Origin of the sequence: Mesorhizobium sp. 113-3-9 (assembly GCF_016756515.1) — a bacterium.
Lineage (GTDB): Bacteria > Pseudomonadota > Alphaproteobacteria > Rhizobiales > Rhizobiaceae > Mesorhizobium.
Map to the genome: position 1 here is coordinate 6,047,233 of NZ_AP023246.1, position 18,438 is coordinate 6,065,670.

Here is an 18,438-nt window from a genome sequence, read left to right on the forward strand (position 1 = left end):
ATTTGGTTTTGCAGTGGTTCATCCATCCCGGCTCCTATGGACCTGGACGCAAGGACTCCTGGGCAAGATGTGGCTTGATCCTCCCCCACAACCCAAGAATTCCATCCGGTGAGACGAAGACGATCACCAGGAACACCAGGCCGATCAGCGTGTTGAAGCGCTCGGCGCCGACAATGTCGATGGCGAAGGTCTGCATCAGGACGACGACGACCGCGCCGAGGAACGGCCCGATCGGGTGGCGCAGGCCGCCGATGACGGCAATGATCAGCACGTCGATCGCGGCATCGACGCCGATGGTACCGGGCGAGACGCGGCCGTTGAACCAGACCAGCAGCACACCCGCCAGTCCGGCGATGACACCGGCGAGCAGCCAGGCGAAGACCTTGTGCGCGGTGACATGGTATCCCAGCGCGCGCATGCGGCGCGGATTGTCACGGATCGCCTGCAAGGTCATGCCGAAGGTCGAGCGCGAGCCGTAAAGCACCGCCGCATAGGACAGCGCCGCCAGGCCGAGGCAGAGATAGTAGAATGGCCTGGGATCGCGCCAGTTGACGCTCCAGAAGACCGGCGCACGAATGCCGGCGTAGCCGGAATGGCCGTTGAAGATGGCGTAGTTCTGCTGCGCGAAGTAGAAGGTCGCGGTGGCGATCGCCAGCGTGATCATGATGGTGTAGATGCCCTCGGTGCGCACCGAGATCCAGCCGATCAGCGCCGACGCCAAGGCCGCAGCGAGAACCGCGAACGGAACCGCGAGCCACCACGGCCAGCCGAGACCGAGAATGCTGGAGTTGTTGTTGCCAAGGATGGCGATGGCATAGGCCGCTATGCCGGCGACGGTGATCTGCGCCAGGCTGACCATGCCGCCATAGCCGGCGAGCAGCATCAGCGACAGGCCCAGCATGCCGAAGATCAGCGAATAGCCGCCGATCTGCGTCAGGAAGAAATCGGACGCCACCAATGGATAAAGCACCAGTGCGATGGCAAGGATGATGTGGCCGGCGCCGAGCCTCTCCAGCCAGTTCTGCTGCGGCGTGGCGCCGGTGGTGGCGACGGCCAGGCTCATCGTGCCTTCCCCATGATGCCTTGCGGCCGCACCGCCAGCGTCACCACCATGATGACGAAGGTCAGCACGATGCCATAGGTCGGGAAGTAGACGAGGCCGATCTGCTCGGCCAGGCCGATCAGCAGCGCGCCGATGGCGGCGCCCGTGATCGAGCCCATGCCGCCGACGATGACGACCACCAGCGAGGCCAGGAGATAGCGGACATCCTCGCCTGGCGCGACCGACAGCGCCGAGCCACCGACGACGCCGGCAAAGCCGGCAAGGCCGGCGCCGACGGCAAAGACGATGGCGAAGACCGCATGCACGTTGACGCCCGAGGCCTGCAACATGGCGCGGTCGTCGACGCCGGCGCGGATCATCATGCCGACGCGGGTCTTGTGCAGCATCAGCCAAAGACCGACGCCGATAACGATCGCCGCCGCCAGCACCACGACGCGGTAGAGCGGATAGGTGAGGAAGACCGAGGCGCCGTTGGAGCGCACCGCCGTGATGACGGGCAAGGTCAATGCGCCGTCGAGCCATTCGGGCGTGGTGATCTGGTAAGTGCCGCCGGCCCACACCGCCAGCATCAGGTCGGCGGCCACGATCGAGATGCCGATCGAGACCAGGGTCTGGCGAAGATCGTCGCCCTCCAGCCGACGGAAAACGAAGACCTGCATGACGACACCGACGATGGCCAGCACCGCGAAGCCGGCGGCGACGCCGAGCAGCCAGTAGCCGGTGCGGTTGGTGACTTCGTAGCCGATATAGGCGCCAAGCAGATAGAGCGAGCCATGTGCCAGATTGACGTTCCGCATCAGGCCGAAGATCAGCGTGAAGCCGCTGGCAACGAGGAAATAGAGGCCGGCCAGGGTGATGCCGTTGAGGATGGCGCTGACGAAGGCCTTCTTCGAGATAAGGATCGCGTTCAGCCAATCCGGCCAGACCGCGAAGACCAGCCATGCGACGACAGCGGCGGCGAGCAGGCCAACGAGGCCCCATGCCTGCCGGCCGGTGATGCCGCGGCTCTCGGAGAGCGTCTGAGATGGCTGGTCGAGCAAGCTCATGCCGTCAGCCGCCGGCGCTGCTCGTTCATGCGCGGCGCCTTGTGGAACTTGCCGTCCTTCATGATGGCGAGAATGCGGTTCTTGTCCTGCAGGATGCGCACGTCAGAGATCGGATCGCCGTCGATCAAGAGAAGGTCGGCAAGATAGCCTTCCTTGATCAGGCCGAGTTCGTCGCCCATGTTCATAATCTGACCGCCATATTTGGTGCCGGCCTGGATCGCCTCCATCGGCGAGAAGCCCAGCATCTCGACGAAGGTCTGGATGTCCTTGGCGTTGGTCCCTTGCGGTGTCCAGGCAAAGCCGTAGTCGCCGCCGATGCAGACGCGGATGCCGCGCCGGTGCATCTTCTTCATCGTCTCGATGCACATTTCGAGTTCGCGCTCGTATTCCAGCGACAACGGCGAGCCCGGCTTGATGCCCCACTGCTCGGCGTGACGTGCCGTGTTGATCAGCCAGGCGATGCCCGGCGCGACGAAGTGCTTGTCCTTGGCCGCTTCGAGCATGTCGAGCGCTTCCTCGTCGGCGAAGGAGGCATGGTAGATGTTCTGGATGCCGTGGCGGATGCACTGTTTGACCGAGCCCGACGAACGCGCATGCGCCGACAGCACCTTGTTGCGGCAGCGCGCCTCGGAGGCGGCCATGGCGACCTCCTCTTCCGACATCGGCGTCTCCTCAGCGCCCATGCCGGTGATGCTCTCGCCGGACAGGTTGAGTTTTATCGAATCGACGCCGTATTTGATCAGCTGGCGCACGGTGCGACGGATTTCCTCCGGTCCCGAGACGACGAGGCCAAGGTTCAGCCCCTCATGTGGGATGTGCGACGGCGCGGAATCGCCGAGGCCGCCGACCGTGGTGATTTCCGGACCCGCCGCCAGGTAGCGTGGTCCCGGAAAACGGCCCTGGTTGATGAATTTCTTGGCGACGACATCGAGACGCGGCTTTGCGGCGGCCGCCCCCCGGCCGGCGGTGAAGCCGGCGTCGAGCACCAGCTTGGCCATCTCCATGGTGACCAGCATGTGCTCTTCGATTTCCATCATCTGGATGGGGTCGATGCCGGGCGCGTTGTTCCAGGACAGATGCAGATGCGCATCGATCATGCCCGGCATCAGTGTCGCGCCCATACCGTCGATGACGGTTGCACCTCCTGCCGCGCCACCGCTGTAGGAGGACGACGAGGATGAGCTGAAGCGCGATGAGCCCTTGGTGATCTGCTTGATGCGGTTGCCCTGCACCAGCACCTCACCGGTGTATGGATATTCACCTGATGCGTCGAGCACACGCACATTGGTGAACAGCGTGCTGCCCGAACCGTTGCCGTTCCAGCTGTCGTCTGCCATCACAAGCCTCCCAACTTGCCGAGCGCATGAGTTTACGCCCGATCAGAAATCCTCACCTATCAACCCGTCTCAAAAAATCGGCGAGCTTCTGGCTGCTTTCGCGGGGGTTTTCCACCGTGGCCCAGTGCCCGCACCGATCCAGCGACGAGAATACGGCGCCCTTGATCTTGTCGGCAAGCGCCTGGGCCACCCCTTGCGGATTGACCGTGTCGGCATCGCCGGTGACCAGCAATGTCGGCGCCGAGATACGGCGCGCATCGACGGCGGTCGCCTTGGCCAGAGCCTCGCAGGTACGGGCGTAGGATTCGGGATCCTGACGCGTGATCGATTCCCGCACGAAGGCCACGGCCGCCGGCGAGGTTTCCCTTGTGTGGGCGGAAATCGCGTTGGCGACGATCTGGTCGGCGATATCGGCAATGCCGCCCGAGCGCGCCAGACGCGCCCGGTTGGCGAGCCCTTGCCGCGTTGCTTCCGCCGGTTCCGCCAGGGCGCCGAACAGCGCCAGCGATGTAACCAGCGATGGCTGCGCCGCGGCGATCTGCTGGCAAACGATAGTGCCCATCGAATGGCCGACGAAGTGCGCGGCAGCAACCCCCATACCGGCCATGGCGCGGATCACGGCCTCGCTCATCCCTTCGACGGTCAGCGGCTCGATCGGGCGCGGCGAGCGGCCGGAGCCCGGCAGGTCGAGCCGGATGACGCGATAGGCGGAAAGCGCCGCCATCTGCGGCTGAAACATGTTCGAGGTGCCGCCAAGGCCATGGATCATCACCACGGCAGCGCCCTCGCCGACAACTTCCGCAACCACCTGACCAACCGTGACCGTGGTCATTGCGCGTGCTCCGCGAAGCGGTTTTCCAGCGTGCCGATGCCATCGATCTCGATGCGCACGACGTCACCGGCCTTGAGGTATTTCGGCGGGTCGAAACCGATGCCGACGCCGACCGGCGTGCCGGTGGCGATGATGTCGCCGGGCTTCAGCGTGATGCCTTGCGACAGTGTGGCGATGATGGTCGGGATGTCGAAGATGAGCAGCGATATGCGGGAATTCTGGCGCAGATCCTCGTTGACGAAACACCGGATGCCGGCGGTTGCCAGGTCGAGTTCGTCCCTGGTCACCGCCCATGGCCCCATGGGGCAGAACGTGTCTTGCGACTTGCCGATCAGCCACTGGCTGTATCTGCCCTGCAGATCGCGGGCCGTGACGTCGTTGACGATCGTGTAACCCCAGACATGGTCGAGCGCATTCTCCTTCGATATGCCGCGCCCGCTCTTGCCGATGATGACAGCCAGTTCCGCCTCATAGTCGATGGCGGTCGAGACCGATGGATCGATCAACACGCTGGCATGGTTGGCGACGACCGATTCAGGAACCTTGGAAAAGATGATCGGATGCTTCGGGATCGCGCCGGCGCCGGCGCTGGAATCAAAGCCGCTGCGGGCGAATTCATGCGCGTGCTCGTGATAGTTCTTGCCGACGCAGAAGATGTTGCGGCGCGGTTGCGGGATGGGCGCTTCGATTTCCACCTGCGCCAGCGGGATGGGCGACAGGGTACGCGGCATGCCGGCGCCGTTGCGCTCGATCAAAGCCAGAATGCCTGATTTGGCCTGGTCGACGGAAAAATCAAAAGGCGCGATTGTCTGGGCGTCGAGATCGACAAGCCCCACGCGACGTTCGCCGGCGATCGAAAAAGTCGCGACCCGCATCCAGATCCTCCCTGAACCAATATTGAGCCAATTATTCGCTCTTTTGTTACACGCTATCGCCGATTGGTTTAGCCCGCAAGAGGAATCTGGGTTGGTCGTACCAAAAAGGATTTGATTGCCAACCCCATCTCTTCACAGGATATCGACCGCTGCCATGCGATGGACGGCGGTACCTGAAGCTGCTATCAATGGTTCAGTATCGGATCAGATAAAAGTGACCGGACATGCCCAAGCTTGTCGCCAGCGATATCGCCACCGCGCTGAAGAAGCGGATTTCTTCCGGCGAATGGATCGAGAATGGCCGCATGCCGCCGGAACGCGACCTGGCGAGCGAATTCGGCGTGGCGCGCAACACGGTGCGCCGTGCCGTCTCCTTCCTTGAGGACGATGGCACCGTGGTGCGGCATGTCGGACGCGGCACATTCCTGACCGCCACCAATCCTGGTTCGATGGCGGCGGTTGTCGGCCGGATGGAAGGCACCAGCCCGGCCGACATGATGGAGATCAGGCAGCTGCTTGAGCCGGCGGCGGCGGCCTTCGCCGCCACCAATGCCAGCGCCATGGAACTCAACGCGGTGCGCGAGGCGCACAAGATCGCTTCGGAGTCGCAGGACATGCCGACCTTCGAGCATTGGGATGCGGAATTTCACCACCGCATCTTCGCCTGCTCGCGCAACGACTTCCTCAAGGAGATCCATAATCTGATGCGCATCCTGCGCAATCAGGCGCCATGGTTCGAAATGAAAAAGCGTTCCTTTTCCGAAGAGCGCCGCGGCATCTATTGCAGCGAGCACCAGATCGTTCTCGATGCGCTGCTGCGCCGCGACCCGGAGAGCGCCAGCCAGGCCATGCTGGCGCATCTGAGAACCGTCGAGCGCAACCTGCTGGGTCGGTAAATCCGCGCACCGCTATCCTCAATAGGGCAGGCCGACATAGTTCTCGGCGAGCGCGGTCGACGCGGCACGCGAGTGCACGAGGTAGTCGAGTTCGGCCTCCTGGATGCGCTGGCCGAAGTCGCCGGTATCGGGAAAGCGGTGCAGCATGGTCGTCATCCACCAGGAAAAGCGCACCGCCTTCCAGACCCGCGCCAGAGCCTTGGCGGAATAGACATCGAGACCCGCTTCGGACTTCCCTTGATAGAAGTCCCGGAACCCGTTGAAGAGATAGCGCACGTCGCTGGCGGCGAGGTTGAGGCCCTTGGCACCGGTCGGCGGCACGATGTGAGCAGCATCGCCGACCAGGAACAGCCGGCCGAAGCGCATCGGCTCGGCAACGAAAGAGCGCAGCGGCGCGATCGACTTTTCGAAGGAAGGCCCGGTGGTGACGCTGGCCGCCGTCTGTTCCGGCAAGCGGCGGCGCAGCTCGTCCCAGAAGCGATCGTCCGACCAGGCTTCGACACGGTCACCCTCGGGGCACTGCACGTAGTAGCGGCTTCGATGCGTCGAGCGCATCGAGCACAGTGCAAAGCCCCGCTCGTGATTGGCGTAGACCAGTTCGCGATCTGCCGGCGGCACTTCGGCCAGCACGCCGAGCCAGCCGAACGGATATTGCCGCTCGAACGTTTTCAGCGCCCGCTCCGGCACCGATCCGCGGCTGACGCCATGATAGCCATCGCAGCCGGCAATGAAGTCGCAATCCATGCGATGCGTAATGCCGTCCTTGTCGTAGGTGACGAATGGTGCGGCACCGCCGAAATCATGCAGCGCCACATCCGACGCCTCGTAGACGGTGACCAGGCCGGCCGCGTCGCGCCTGTCCATCAAATCATGCGTCACCTCGGTCTGGCCGTAGACCGTGACATGCCTGCCGCCGGTGAGTCCGGCGAGATCGATGCGGTGCAGGCGCCCGTCGAAGGCGAGCGAGATGCCGGAATGCGGCAAGCCTTCGGCATGCAGCCTTGCGGCAGCACCGGCTTCCCCGAGCAGATCGACCGTGCCCTGTTCGAGCACCCCTGCCCGCACGCGGCCAAGCACATGGTCCCGGCTCGAGCGTTCCAGGATGACGGTCTCGACACCGATGCCGGCCAGAAGTTGCCCAAGCAGCAGGCCGGAGGGTCCCGAGCCGACGATGACGACCTGCGTGCGCATCAGTGGCCGAGACTTTCGATCCGTGCGGCGAGTTCGGCGGCAAGGCGCAGCGATGCCGCGGTTGCGACCACCATCTGCGGCAGCAGCAGCCATTCCAGCGTCCATGCCGCGCCCGAACGTTCCTGCTCATGCACCAGAGCCTGATGCATGCCGGAAAGCTGGGTGGCGTTGAAGCGGGCCAGCGCCACCAACGCTTCGGCCTTCACCGGGTTCTGCTTGTGCGGCATGGCCGACGAGCCGCCACCGCCGGAAAGCGCGATGTCAGCGCCGCCCTGCGCCATCAGGGCGATGTCCTGGCCGAACTTGCCGAGGCTGCCGGTCAGCAGCGACAGCCAGCCGGCGAAATCGCCGAGCGCGTCGCGCTGGCTGTGCCATTGCGGCGCATCGCCAAGGCCGAGTTTTGCGGCAAGCGCCGCGCGCACTGCCGGCCCCTTCTCGCCAAGCTTTTCCAGCGTGCCGGCGGCGCCGCCGAACTGCACGACCAGCAAACGTCTCGACTGTTCAGACAATCTTCCCCGGTGCCGCTGCAGCGTCCCGCGCCAGGCGTTCACGCGATCAGCTACTTGAATAGGGATCGCGGGCTGCATGCGGGTCATGCCGGTCAGCGCCCTGCCCCCAAAGCGCTCCTCGAGCGACGTGAGGCGCAAAACGGTCTCGGTCAGGAGCAGGCTGAGATGGTCTACGACGGATTTCAGTCGAAGCACCAAGCCCGTGTCGATGACATCCTGGCTTGTGGCACCGAAATGCACCTTGTCGCCATGCGGCTCGCCAACCGCCACTCTGAGCTGACGCACCAATTCCGGCACGATGACGCCGTCCCTGGCGGCAGCGGCGCGCAGCAAGGTCGTGTCCGGCCGGAACGAGGCCAGCACCACCCCAATGGCCACCGCCGCGTCCCTGGTAATGATTCCGTGTGCGGCCTCGGCTTGCGCCAGCGCGTTCTCAAACGACAGCATCGCCTCTATCTCAGCCTCGACAGAGAAATGCCTCGCCGCCTCCTCGTCGCCGAGAAAGGCGGAAAGCAATGGATGGTCGAAGGGCGATATGGTCATATCGCGGATCTCCTAGCTGTCGAAGAAGACCGTTTCCTTCTCCCCCTGGAGATGGACATCGAAGACGTAGGTGTCGCCCTGGCGCTCGGCGATCAGCGTCGGCACGCGGACGCGGTGCTCGATACGCGCCAGGATCGGATCGCCGGCATTGGCTTCTTCCTCATCGGAGAAATACAGCCTTGTGTGCAGACCGAGATTGATGCCGCGCGCGACCATCCACAGCGTGATGTGCGGCGCCATCAGGCGGCCATCGCGGAACGGCACGCGGCCGGGCTTGATCGTCTCGAATGCGCAGACGCCGGTGTCCATGTCGGTCGGGCAACGGCCCCAGCCGAAGAAGTTCGGATCGGCGGCACCGCGCAATTCGGCCGGCGAATTGTAGAGCCCGTCCGCGTCCGCCTGCCAGATCTCGATCAGAGCGTCCTTGAGCGGCGTCCCGGTGCCGTCAAGCACCCGGATGCGCAGGCCGATGCGCTCGCCTTTTGTCTTGTCGTTGACCATGGTCGCGCCGAGATCGGTCGCATAGACGCCACCTATGCCGCAGAAATTCGGCGTCAGCCCGATATGGACGTAGGGTCCGGCTGTCTGCGAAGGGCTCTCCTTCAGCCTGTCGAGCGACTGGGTCATCAATTGCCCTCCAGCCGGTTTTCGAACAGCGACGAGCGGCGCCCGCGCAGCACGATATCGAACTTGTAGGCGAGCGCATCCATCGGGATCGTCGCCTGCGTGTCGAGGACGGCCGTCAGCGCCTCGATGGCCGCCTTGTCGGCGATGCCGCGAACGATCGGGCATTTCCAGATCAGCGGATCGCCCTCGAAATACATCTGCGTGATCAGCCGCTGGGCAAAGCCATGGCCAAAAACCGAGAAATGGATATGCGCCGGGCGCCAGTCATTGGGGCCGTTCGGCCAGGGATAGGGCCCGGGCTTGACGGTGCGGAAGGCATAGAAGCCATCCTCGCCTGTGATGGTGCGGCCGCAGCCGCCAAAATTCGGATCGAGCGGCGCCAGGTAGCCATCCCTATTGTGGCGGTAGCGGCCGCCGGCATTGGCCTGCCAGAATTCCAGCAGCACGCCGGGCACACCAATGCCGCGTTCGTCAAGCACGCGCCCGTGGACGATGATGCGCTCGCCGATGGCGCTCTCGCCCGGCCTGGCGAAATTATGGATCAGGTCGGCGTCGAACTCGCCCAGCATGGCGTGGCCGAAGACAGGTCCCGCTATTTCCGACAGCGTGTTGTCGAAGGACAAAAGCGCCTTCTGCGGCGACCGCAGCACCGAACTCTTGTAGCCCGGCGTCAGCGCCGGCGGGTGCCATGTCCGGTCGCGCTGGAAGAAGGCGCCGGTCTCGGGCCTCCGGTTCGAGCCGGACTCAGCGGGCATTGTTGGCTCCGTCCATCTCCGAAAACACGTCCTTGGCGATCTTGAAGGCACGGTTGGCGGCCGGCACGCCGGCATAGATGGCGACATGCAGGAACGCCTCGCAAATATCGTCGCGCGTCGCACCGGTGTTGGCGGTGGCGCGCACATGCAGCGCGACCTCCTCATCATGGCCGAGTGCGGCCAGCAGCGCCAGCGTGACGATCGAGCGCTCGCGCTTGCTGAGGCCGGGCCGTGCCCATACCGTCCCCCAGGCGGCCTCGGTGATCAGTTCCTGAAACGGCCGGTCGAAATCGGTGGCTGCGACCTCGGCCCGATCGACGTGGCGGTCGCCGAGCACCGACCGTCGGATGGCAAGGCCTGTCCGATATCTTGCCGTGTTGCCGGGGACTTCATCCATGGGTTTCTCCAGGGGCAAGCGATGCGACAAAACCGCGGATCAGCGCGACCAGCGCCTCCGGCTGCTCGATGCACGGAATGTGTCCGGCATTGCGGATGATTTCGAAACGTGCGCCGGGGATCAGATCCGCCAGAGAGCGGACAAGATCGGGGGGCGTCGAGCCGTCCTGGTCGCCGACAACGCAGAGCGTCGGTACAGCAATGCGGCGCGCGCTCTCGGTGAAATCGGCGTCGCGGACAGCCTTGCATGTCCCGATATAGCCCGGCAGCGCCTGCCTGGTCAGCATGTTGCGGCAACCGGCAAGGTCGGCGGGGCGCCCGACATGGAAATCCGGCGTGAACCACACTTTCATCACGCCATCGGCGATCGCCTCGATGCCGTAGCGCTCCACGACCGCAATGCGGCTGTTCCAGCTTTCGGCGGTACCGATCTTGTGGGCGGTGTCGCTAAGGATCAGGCCCTCGATGCTTTCAGGACGGCGGATATGCAGTCCCTGCGCCACCATGCCGCCGACCGACAGGCCAAACAGCACGACCTTGTTGAAACCGAAGTGGTCGATGAGGGCGTTCAGATCGTCGACATGGTCGTTCATCGAGTGGACGCCGGTGCCGATGTCGGAGAGGCCGTGGCCGCGCTTGTCATAGGCGAGCAGCGGCATCTCGCCGGCCAGAAGCGCAACGACCTCATCCCAGATCCGCAGATCTGTGCCCAGCGAATTGATGAACACAACCGGGGGCGTCTTGCCGTCCGCCTCGACATATCGGTGGTGCAGCGTGATGCCGCCAACAGTGACGAATGGCACGATTTCGATCCTCCATCTCCACATTGCACGCCGCATTTGGTTCGGTAAAATGATATTTTGCGCCGTTTCATTAACTCAGGGGTTATCAAATTCATGCCCGGCAGCCGCATCAGGTTCCGTCACCTGCAAGCATTCCTGGAAGTCGCCCGGCAGGGCAGCGTGGCCCGCGCCGCCGACCTCCTGCATGTCAGCGCGCCGGCGGTGACCAAGACCCTGCGTGAACTGGAAGAGGCGCTCGGCATCGCCGTGGTCGAGCGCGACGGGCGCGGCATCCGGGTCACCAGGCTTGGCGAAATCTTCCTGGACCATGCCGGCTCGGCGATATCGGCGTTGAAGCGCGGCATCGATTCCGTTCGCCAGGACGGCACCATCAATCGCCACCCGATCCGCATCGGCGCGCTGCCGACGGTTTCAGCGAAGGTCATGCCGCAAGCCATGAGCCTGTTCCTCAAGGAGAACACCGGGGCTGCGATCAAGATCGTCACCGGCGAGAACGCCGTGCTGCTCGAGCAGTTGCGCACCGGCGCGCTCGATCTCGTCGTCGGTCGGTTGGCGGCGCCCGAAAACATGACCGGTTTCTTCTTCGAGCACCTCTACTCGGAACAGGTGCTGTTCGTCGTGCGGGCCGGGCATCCGCTGCTGGAACCGGGAGCGGATATCTTCGCCAGGCTCGACGAATTCCCGGTGCTGATGCCGACCCGGGAATCCGTCATCCGTCCCTTTGTCGATCGCCTCTTCATCACCAATGGCATGACCGCGCCGGCAACCGAGATCGAGACGGTCTCGGATTCCTTCGGCCGTTCCTTCATGCGGCAGAGCAATGCGGTGTGGATCATCTCGGCCGGCGTGGTCGCCAACGAGCTCGCGAGCCGTGCCTTCGTCGCCTTGCCGGTTGACACCGCGGAAACCAAGGGGCCGGTCGGCCTGACGATGCGCACCGATACCGCGCCCTCGCCCGCCTTCACGATGCTGTTGCAGACCATTCGCGAAGCCGCAAGGCCGGGCGCCTGACCTTCGGCGCGTTCACGCATCGACCGAGCGGCATCCGCGCGGCCATGTCGTGCCGGGCTCGCAAGGCCGGCGGCAAGGTCAGACAGCCAGTGACGGTGTGAAGCGAACGCTGGCGGATCTCGTCTGCCCAGATGCCAGCATCATGCAGCCGGTGCTGTTGTCCTCGTCGTTCACGCGGTTGAAGGCATCGGTGATGTTGCTGACCGGCTCGGCGCAAAAGAACGGCTCACCCGGCGGCGTGTAGAGGACGAGGAAATCGAGCGGTGCCTCGGCCTCCATGTCCAGTTGCCGCCCATGCTCCGGCCAGGAGATCCGGGCACGGCGCGTCCATCCGGTGAAAACCGTGTCGAACTCCACCTCCGATACATCAAAGCCGATCGACGGATCGGCCCCCGCCGGCGGCGGGACGTGACGGACAGGCAGGATCTCCGCGTCGGTTTCCCACATGCCGGACACCGACGCCTGGACATGCGCCCAACGTGTCGACGGGAAATAGGGATGGAGGCCGAAGCCAGCCGGCATCGGCGCGTCCGACAGGTTGCGCACGGCAATGGTCATGCAAAGCGCACCGTCAGCCAGCGTGATCTCCTGCTCGGCTTCATAGCTCCATGGCCAGGAATCGGCGGCGTGGCGATAGCGCAGGACGATCGTGCTGGCTTCGTGCCTCACGACCGTCCAAGGGTGGCGCCAGCCATGGCCGTGCTCATGGTGCGGGTCCTCCGGCCGACTAGGCAGTTGGACGGTGCGGCCCGCGAATTCGAAACGGCCGCCCTTTATACGATTGGAATAGGGGACGAGCGGGAAGCAGGCCATGGCGCCTGCATCGCGACGGCTGATCGCCAGCGGATCCGCCGGGCGTAGCCAATCCACGACAAAGCCATCTTGCCACCACCGATACGACGCCACGGCGCCGCCGGCAGCAGGAGCAATGTCGACAGTCGCGATGCCGTCACTGATCGAGACCAGTTCGGTGTGCTGCGCGGCAACAGCAGCGGAATTCTTTGTCATCGGCACTCCCCCATCCCTTGACTCCGATCGCCATGGCTATAAGACATATCATATGAATAGTATGAAGAATAAGAAATCTTTCAGCACGGCGCGCACGTCACGGGTTGCCGTCGCGGTTTCCAGTGGTTCCACCGCGCTGCACGCGACCGTCGTCGAGCAGATCGGCTTGCGCATCGTCCAGGGCGACTTCCTGCCCGGCGAGGCCCTGCCCAATGCGGATGATTCCAGCGAGATGCTCGGTGTCAGCCGCACGGTATTGCGTGAAGCGATCAAGGTGCTGGCCGGCAAGGGGCTGGTCGAATCGCGGCCGAAGACCGGCACGCGCGTGCGTCCCCGCTCCGACTGGAATTTCCTCGACCCCGACGTGCTGTCATGGCGCTATGCCGGCGGCATCAGCACCGACGATGTGCGCGCGCTGTTCGAATTGCGCCGCGCCATCGAGCCGATGTCGGCCGCACTCGCCGCCCAGCGCGCCAACCCGGCGCAGATCGCCGAAATCCAGGCGGCACTCGCCGAAATGGAAGCGTTGAGCGACGATGGCGACCGCTTCGCCAAGCCCGATCTGGTGTTCCATCAGACCATCCTGCGCATGACCGGCAATGAGCTGATCGGCTCGCTGGCCGCACTGGTCGAAACCGCGTTGGTGATGAGCTTTCGCCTCTCCAACGACAATCCGGATGGACAGCGCCACTCCTTGCCGCTGCATCGCGAGGTCGCCGAGAAGATCGCCGCCGGCGACGCGCTCGGTGCGCAGAAGGCGCTGCTGGTGCTCATCGACAATGCCGAGGACGACGTGCGCCGCAGCGTCGAGAACCGCAACAAACGCCGCAACGACCGAGGCCAGCAATCGTGACCGATACCAAACGCAAACTGCGGTCCGAAGCCTGGTTCGGCGGTGAAGGCAAGAACGCCTTCATGCACCGCAGCTGGATGAAGAACCAAGGCATCCCGGCAGACGCCTTCGATGGCCGCCCGGTGATCGGCATCTGCAACACCTGGTCGGAATTGACCCCGTGCAACGCGCATCTGCGCGCCTTGGCCGACCACGTCAAGCGCGGCGTCTATGAGGCCGGCGGGCTGCCGCTGGAGTTTCCGGTGATGTCGCTGGGCGAGAGTAACATGCGCCCGACCGCCATGCTGTTTCGCAATCTGGTGAGCATGGATGTCGAAGAATCCATTCGCGGCAATCCCATCGACGGCGTGATCCTGCTGGTCGGTTGCGACAAGACCACGCCGGCGCTGCTGATGGGGGCTGCCTCATGCAACCTGCCGACCATCACCGTCTCCGGCGGGCCTATGCTCAACGGCAAGTTTCGCGGGCAAGACATCGGCTCCGGCACGCATGTGTGGAAATTCGCCGAGGAGGTCAAGGCCGGCCGCATGCCGGTCGCCGACTTCCTCGCCGCCGAGCAAGGCCAGAGCCGGTCGGCGGGCAGCTGCATGACGATGGGCACGGCCTCGACCATGGCCAGCATGGTGGAAGCACTCGGCATCGGCATGCCGGACAATGCCGCAATTCCGGCGGTGGATTCGCGCCGCGGCGTGCTTGCCCAACTGGCCGGACGCCAGATCGTCGAGCTCGTTCGCCGCGACGTGACGATAGCGCAGATCCTCACCAGGCAAGCGTTCGAGAATGCCATCCGCGTCAATGGCGCGATCGGCGGTTCGACCAATGCGGTGCTGCACCTGATCGCCATCGCCAACCGGGTTGGCGTCGATCTCAGCCTCGAGGACTGGGACCGTCTTGGCCGCGACGTTCCGACGATTGTCGATCTGATGCCGTCGGGCCGATTCCTGATGGAAGACTTCTACTATGCCGGGGGGCTAGCTGCGGTCATGGCGTCGCTTGATGAAGTGGGGCTTCTTCATCGCGACGTCATGACCGTCAGCGACAAGACGATCGGTGAATTGATCGACGGCGCGCCCAACTACAACCGCGAGGTCATCCGTCCGCTGAGCGAGCCGCTGACCGAACAGGGCGGTATCTCGATCCTGCGCGGCAATCTGGCGCCCAACGGGGCGGTCATCAAGCCGTCCGCGGCGACGCCCGAGCTGATGCAGCATCGGGGCAAGGCTGTCGTCTTCGAGAACATCGAGCACTACTACGCCCGCATCGACGATCCGGAACTGGATATCGACGCCTCTTCGGTGATGGTGCTGAAGAACTGCGGACCGCGCGGCTATCCCGGCATGGCCGAGGTCGGCAACATGCCACTGCCGGCCAAGCTGCTCAAGCAGGGCGTCTCCGACATGGTGCGCATTTCGGACGCACGCATGAGCGGCACGGCCTACGGCACCGTCGTGCTGCATGTGGCGCCTGAAGCGGCGGCAGGTGGCGCACTGGCACTGGTGCGCGACGGCGATCTCATCGAACTCGACGTTGCCGGCCGCCGTCTGGAATTGCTGGTATCGGACGAGGAACTGGCGATCCGCCGCCGCGACTGGAAGCCACCGGCGCCGCCCGAAGGCGGCTACCAGAGCCTCTATGTCGAGCGCGTTCTGCAGGCCGACAAGGGCTGCGATTTCGACTTTCTCGTCGGCCGGCGCGATGCCGGCATTCCCCGGCATTCCCACTAGAGGCGCGCGATGACGGATCCAATCGGCAGCTACGCGACCTATCCAAGCCTCAAGGGCCGCAGCGTCTTCATCACCGGCGGCGGCAGCGGCATCGGCGAAAGCCTGGTGCGCCATTTCTGCGCGCAAGGCAGCGGTGTGGCTTTCGTCGACCTGGCCGAGGAACCGTCCCGGCGGCTCGTCGATGCGATCGCGGCCGAAGGACATGACGCGCCGCTGTTCATTCGGTGCGACCTGCGCAATGTCGAAGAGCTGCAGGCGGCCACCGTGCAGGCAGCGCGGCACAATGGCCCGATCCAGGCGCTTTGCAACAATGCCGGCAATGACGACCGGCATCAGACCAAGGACGTCACGGTCGCCTATTGGGACGACCGCATGGCGGTCAATCTGCGCCACCAGTTCTTCGCGGCGCAGGCGGTGCGCCCGCAGATGAGTGCGCAGGGCGGCGGCTCGATCATCAATTTCGGCTCCATCACCTGGATGGTCGGCGATCCCGATTGCCCGGCCTATGTCACCGCCAAAGCCGCTGTCTACGGCATGACGCGGGCGCTGGCCCGTGAACTCGGCCCCGAGCGCATCCGCGTCAACTGCATGGTGCCTGGCTGGGTCATGACCGAGCGCCAGATGCGGCTGTGGCTGAATCCGGCTGGCGAGCGCCAGATCGCGGAAAGGCAGTGCCTGCCGGACCGGCTGCAGCCCTCCGATATCGCGCGCATGGCGCTGTTCCTCGCCGCCGACGACAGCCGCATGTGCACGAGCCAGCAGTTCATCGTCGATGCGGGTTGGGTGTAACCCGCACGGCTCCAAGGGAAGAAGGGTATTTCATGCGTCTTGTTCAGTTCAGAATGCCGGATGGCAGCAGGCGGGTCGGTCGTGTCTCCGATGACGGCAATCACCTGCATCCGCTCGAAAAGACCGCCAGCGTGCTTGACCTCGCCGAAGCGGCGATCGCCGAGGGTGCGTCCATTGCCTCGCTGGTCGAAAAGCGGACGGGCACCGCGACAATCGACTATGACGAGCTGTTGCGCGATGGGCGCGTGCTCGCCCCGCTGGACCACCCGGAGCCGGCGCGGTTCCTGGTCACCGGCACCGGCCTGACCCATACCGGAAGTGCCGCCGCGCGCAACCAGATGCATGTTCTGACCCATGGCGAAGGTGCCGAGGAATCCGATTCCTTGAAAATCTTCCGCATGGGGTTGGAGGGCGGCAAGCCCGGCGCCGGCAAGATCGGCATCCAGCCCGAGTGGTTCTTCAAGGGCGTCGGCACCTGCATTGTGCCGCCCGGTGCTGAGCTGCCGATGCCGGCATTCGCGAAAGCCGGAGCAGAGGAAGCCGAGATTGTCGGGCTTTACCTGAATGGTCCGGACGGCCATCCCCACCGCATCGGCTATGCGCTCGGAAACGAATATTCCGACCACGTGACGGAGGGCGAGAACTATCTCTACCTCGCGCATTCCAAGCTGCGCTCCTGCTCGATCGGCCCGGAACTGCTGATCGGCGAGCTGCCGAACGAAGTGCGCGGCTATTCCCGCATCCTGCGCGACGGCACCGTCATCTGGGAGCAGGAATTCCTGTCGGGCGAGGCGCACATGTCGCACTCGATCGCCAACCTCGAACATTTCCATTTCCGCTACCCGATGCACCGCAGGCCGGGCGACCTGCACGCCTATTTCTTCGGGGCGGCGGTGATGAGCTACGCCTCCGGCGTCAAGACGGCCTCCGGCGACGAGTACGAAATCCAGGCACAGACATTCGGCAAGCCGCTCCGCAACCGAATGGTGTCGGTGCCGGACGAGGGGCTGGTCACCGTCACCCAGCTGTGACGGCAAAAGTCCGACAATTACGGTCCACCAGAACGACAATGGGAGATTAAAAATGGGACTGAAGAAAGCGTTTCTAAAACTGGCGACAATCGGGCTCGGCATCGGCCTGATGACATCGGCCGCACTGGCCGCGAACCTGCGGGTTCTGGCCTGGGACGGCTACGCCGACCCGGACTGGGTGAAGGACTTCACGGCCGCCACCGGCATCGGTGTCGATGTCGTCTTCATCGGCAGCGACGACGAGATCTGGGCCAAGATCAAGGGCAGCGAAGGGCAGGATTTCGATGTCTTCGCCGTCAACACCGCCCAGCTGCAGCGCTACATCAAGGCCGATCTGGTGTCGCCGATCGACATCACCAAGCTGCCCAACCAGAAAGAAGTGCTGCCGCGCTTCCGTGATCTGTCGCAGGTCAGCGGCGTCACCAAGGACGGCAAGGTCTACGGCATTCCCTTCTGCTTCGATTCCATCGGACTGATCTACGACACCGACAAGGTCAAGCCGGCGCCGACTTCGATGTCGGTGCTCTGGGATCCGGCCTACAAGGGCAAAATCCTGGCCTATGACAATGGCGAACACAATTTCTCGTTCACCGCACTGACGCTCGGCTACAAGGATCCGTTCAACCTCAATGAGGAGCAGATGGCGGCGGTCAAGGCCAAGCTGGTCGAGCTCAAGCGCAATGTGCTGAGCTTCTACACCACCGCCGACGAGGCGCAGCAGATCTACCAGAACAATGATGTTGCCCTGATCTGGGCCAATTACGGCCAGCAGCAGGTCAAGGCACTCCAGAAGATCGGCGCCCACGTCGCCTACATCAATCCAAGCGAGGGCGCGCTGGCCTGGCTGGACAACTGGGTGATCTCCAAGGGCGTCCGCGACAATGCGGCGGCCGAGAAGTGGATCGACTTCATGCTGACCAAGAAGGTCAGCGGCGAGCTTTCCGAGCGCACCGGCTTCGGCAACACCGTGGTCGAGTCGAGCAGCGCCGGCAGCAACGACAAACTGGTCTGGCTCAACAATGTCGAAGACCCGCTCAAGCGCTCGGATCTGTGGAACGAGGTCAAGGCGACGCCCTGATCCTTTCCGCGCCTGATTTCGAAGGACCCGGCGGTCCGGACGTTCCGGACCGCCGCAGCGTATGCGAGACC

At 64.2% G+C, this 18,438-nt stretch carries 19 protein-coding genes; 7 read left to right on the forward strand and 12 right to left on the reverse strand.

Annotation, left to right across the window (positions count from 1 at the left end):
* Positions 1-34 precede the first annotated feature (34 nt).
* From MesoLj_RS29535 to MesoLj_RS29555, 5 genes are read right to left on the reverse strand one after another with little or no spacing between them, the layout of a single operon-like run.
* Entirely contained in the window at positions 35-1,063 is a 1,029-nt protein-coding gene (locus tag MesoLj_RS29535; protein ID WP_202323500.1) for a branched-chain amino acid ABC transporter permease, read from the reverse strand.
* Positions 1,060-2,109, reverse strand: a complete 1,050-nt coding sequence (locus tag MesoLj_RS29540) for a branched-chain amino acid ABC transporter permease (protein WP_244735196.1) — start codon at positions 2,107-2,109, stop codon at positions 1,060-1,062. Before MesoLj_RS29540 ends, MesoLj_RS29535 begins: the two co-directional genes overlap by 4 nt.
* Complete coding sequence (locus MesoLj_RS29545; RefSeq protein WP_202323501.1) at positions 2,106-3,446, reverse strand: metal-dependent hydrolase family protein; 1,341 nt, start codon at positions 3,444-3,446, stop codon at positions 2,106-2,108. The genes MesoLj_RS29540 and MesoLj_RS29545 overlap by 4 nt, the downstream gene beginning before the upstream one ends.
* A 52-nt stretch (positions 3,447-3,498) precedes the next feature.
* Positions 3,499-4,278 (reverse strand): alpha/beta fold hydrolase, encoded by a 780-nt coding sequence (locus MesoLj_RS29550; protein ID WP_202323502.1) that lies wholly within the window; start codon positions 4,276-4,278, stop codon positions 3,499-3,501.
* On the reverse strand, positions 4,275-5,153 hold the full coding sequence (locus MesoLj_RS29555; RefSeq protein ID WP_140769296.1) for a fumarylacetoacetate hydrolase family protein: 879 nt from the start codon (positions 5,151-5,153) through the stop codon (positions 4,275-4,277). Before MesoLj_RS29555 ends, MesoLj_RS29550 begins: the two co-directional genes overlap by 4 nt.
* A 224-nt stretch (positions 5,154-5,377) precedes the next feature.
* Here MesoLj_RS29555 and MesoLj_RS29560 point away from each other — a divergent pair, with 224 nt between their 5' ends.
* Positions 5,378-6,049 (forward strand): FadR/GntR family transcriptional regulator, encoded by a 672-nt coding sequence (locus MesoLj_RS29560; protein WP_056564565.1) that lies wholly within the window; start codon positions 5,378-5,380, stop codon positions 6,047-6,049.
* 18 nt (positions 6,050-6,067) lie between these two features.
* Here the strand turns inward: MesoLj_RS29560 and pobA are convergent, their stop codons facing one another.
* From pobA to pcaD, 6 genes are read right to left on the reverse strand one after another with little or no spacing between them, the layout of a single operon-like run.
* Positions 6,068-7,240: a 4-hydroxybenzoate 3-monooxygenase gene (pobA, locus tag MesoLj_RS29565; protein ID WP_202323503.1), complete on the reverse strand. Its 1,173-nt coding sequence runs from the start codon at positions 7,238-7,240 to the stop codon at positions 6,068-6,070.
* Positions 7,240-8,292 (reverse strand): 3-carboxy-cis,cis-muconate cycloisomerase, encoded by a 1,053-nt coding sequence (locus tag MesoLj_RS29570; protein ID WP_202323504.1) that lies wholly within the window; start codon positions 8,290-8,292, stop codon positions 7,240-7,242. The genes pobA and MesoLj_RS29570 overlap by 1 nt, the downstream gene beginning before the upstream one ends.
* A gap of 12 nt (positions 8,293-8,304) precedes the next feature.
* Positions 8,305-8,919, reverse strand: coding sequence for a protocatechuate 3,4-dioxygenase subunit alpha (gene pcaG, locus MesoLj_RS29575; protein ID WP_202323505.1), 615 nt, complete (start codon positions 8,917-8,919; stop codon positions 8,305-8,307).
* On the reverse strand, positions 8,919-9,674 hold the full coding sequence (gene pcaH / locus MesoLj_RS29580) for a protocatechuate 3,4-dioxygenase subunit beta (protein ID WP_202323506.1): 756 nt from the start codon (positions 9,672-9,674) through the stop codon (positions 8,919-8,921). The genes pcaG and pcaH overlap by 1 nt, the downstream gene beginning before the upstream one ends.
* Positions 9,664-10,071 carry a 4-carboxymuconolactone decarboxylase gene (gene pcaC / locus MesoLj_RS29585; protein WP_202323507.1) on the reverse strand — a complete coding sequence of 136 codons (408 nt, stop codon included), beginning with the start codon at positions 10,069-10,071 and terminating at the stop codon, positions 9,664-9,666. Before pcaC ends, pcaH begins: the two co-directional genes overlap by 11 nt.
* The gene (pcaD, locus tag MesoLj_RS29590) at positions 10,064-10,873 is read right to left on the reverse strand and encodes a 3-oxoadipate enol-lactonase (RefSeq protein WP_202323508.1); all 810 of its coding nucleotides are present in this window, start codon (positions 10,871-10,873) and stop codon (positions 10,064-10,066) included. Before pcaD ends, pcaC begins: the two co-directional genes overlap by 8 nt.
* A 93-nt stretch (positions 10,874-10,966) precedes the next feature.
* Here pcaD and pcaQ point away from each other — a divergent pair, with 93 nt between their 5' ends.
* Entirely contained in the window at positions 10,967-11,884 is a 918-nt protein-coding gene (pcaQ, locus tag MesoLj_RS29595) for a pca operon transcription factor PcaQ (RefSeq protein WP_140769311.1), read from the forward strand.
* 78 nt (positions 11,885-11,962) lie between these two features.
* On the opposite strand, the gene MesoLj_RS29600 is transcribed toward pcaQ, so the two are convergent.
* Positions 11,963-12,892, reverse strand: a complete 930-nt coding sequence (locus MesoLj_RS29600) for an aldose 1-epimerase (RefSeq protein ID WP_202323509.1) — start codon at positions 12,890-12,892, stop codon at positions 11,963-11,965.
* 61 nt (positions 12,893-12,953) lie between these two features.
* Here MesoLj_RS29600 and MesoLj_RS29605 point away from each other — a divergent pair, with 61 nt between their 5' ends.
* The 5 genes from MesoLj_RS29605 to MesoLj_RS29625 are packed head-to-tail and all read left to right on the forward strand — an operon-like array spanning position 12,954 to position 18,367.
* Positions 12,954-13,745, forward strand: a complete 792-nt coding sequence (locus tag MesoLj_RS29605) for a FadR/GntR family transcriptional regulator (protein WP_202323510.1) — start codon at positions 12,954-12,956, stop codon at positions 13,743-13,745.
* Positions 13,742-15,469, forward strand: a complete 1,728-nt coding sequence (locus MesoLj_RS29610; protein WP_202323511.1) for an IlvD/Edd family dehydratase — start codon at positions 13,742-13,744, stop codon at positions 15,467-15,469. Before MesoLj_RS29605 ends, MesoLj_RS29610 begins: the two co-directional genes overlap by 4 nt.
* 9 nt (positions 15,470-15,478) lie before the next feature.
* On the forward strand, positions 15,479-16,258 hold the full coding sequence (locus tag MesoLj_RS29615) for an SDR family NAD(P)-dependent oxidoreductase (protein ID WP_202323512.1): 780 nt from the start codon (positions 15,479-15,481) through the stop codon (positions 16,256-16,258).
* A gap of 32 nt (positions 16,259-16,290) precedes the next feature.
* Complete coding sequence (gene araD1 / locus MesoLj_RS29620; RefSeq protein WP_140769319.1) at positions 16,291-17,289, forward strand: AraD1 family protein; 999 nt, start codon at positions 16,291-16,293, stop codon at positions 17,287-17,289.
* 52 nt (positions 17,290-17,341) lie between these two features.
* Entirely contained in the window at positions 17,342-18,367 is a 1,026-nt protein-coding gene (locus MesoLj_RS29625) for an ABC transporter substrate-binding protein (protein ID WP_202323513.1), read from the forward strand.
* Positions 18,368-18,438 lie beyond the last annotated feature (71 nt).

Coding starts and splice junctions, on each gene's coding strand:
- MesoLj_RS29535 (WP_202323500.1), bottom strand. CDS start 1,063: ATGAGCCTGGCCGTCGCCACCACCGGCGCCACGCCGCAGCAGAACTGG.
- MesoLj_RS29540 (WP_244735196.1), bottom strand. CDS start 2,109: ATGAGCTTGCTCGACCAGCCATCTCAGACGCTCTCCGAGAGCCGCGGC.
- MesoLj_RS29545 (WP_202323501.1), bottom strand. CDS start 3,446: ATGGCAGACGACAGCTGGAACGGCAACGGTTCGGGCAGCACGCTGTTC.
- MesoLj_RS29550 (WP_202323502.1), bottom strand. CDS start 4,278: ATGACCACGGTCACGGTTGGTCAGGTGGTTGCGGAAGTTGTCGGCGAG.
- MesoLj_RS29555 (WP_140769296.1), bottom strand. CDS start 5,153: ATGCGGGTCGCGACTTTTTCGATCGCCGGCGAACGTCGCGTGGGGCTT.
- MesoLj_RS29560 (WP_056564565.1), top strand. CDS start 5,378: ATGCCCAAGCTTGTCGCCAGCGATATCGCCACCGCGCTGAAGAAGCGG.
- pobA (WP_202323503.1), bottom strand. CDS start 7,240: ATGCGCACGCAGGTCGTCATCGTCGGCTCGGGACCCTCCGGCCTGCTG.
- MesoLj_RS29570 (WP_202323504.1), bottom strand. CDS start 8,292: ATGACCATATCGCCCTTCGACCATCCATTGCTTTCCGCCTTTCTCGGC.
- pcaG (WP_202323505.1), bottom strand. CDS start 8,919: ATGACCCAGTCGCTCGACAGGCTGAAGGAGAGCCCTTCGCAGACAGCC.
- pcaH (WP_202323506.1), bottom strand. CDS start 9,674: ATGCCCGCTGAGTCCGGCTCGAACCGGAGGCCCGAGACCGGCGCCTTC.
- pcaC (WP_202323507.1), bottom strand. CDS start 10,071: ATGGATGAAGTCCCCGGCAACACGGCAAGATATCGGACAGGCCTTGCC.
- pcaQ (WP_140769311.1), top strand. CDS start 10,967: ATGCCCGGCAGCCGCATCAGGTTCCGTCACCTGCAAGCATTCCTGGAA.
- MesoLj_RS29600 (WP_202323509.1), bottom strand. CDS start 12,892: ATGACAAAGAATTCCGCTGCTGTTGCCGCGCAGCACACCGAACTGGTC.
- MesoLj_RS29605 (WP_202323510.1), top strand. CDS start 12,954: ATGAAGAATAAGAAATCTTTCAGCACGGCGCGCACGTCACGGGTTGCC.
- MesoLj_RS29615 (WP_202323512.1), top strand. CDS start 15,479: ATGACGGATCCAATCGGCAGCTACGCGACCTATCCAAGCCTCAAGGGC.
- araD1 (WP_140769319.1), top strand. CDS start 16,291: ATGCGTCTTGTTCAGTTCAGAATGCCGGATGGCAGCAGGCGGGTCGGT.
- MesoLj_RS29625 (WP_202323513.1), top strand. CDS start 17,342: ATGGGACTGAAGAAAGCGTTTCTAAAACTGGCGACAATCGGGCTCGGC.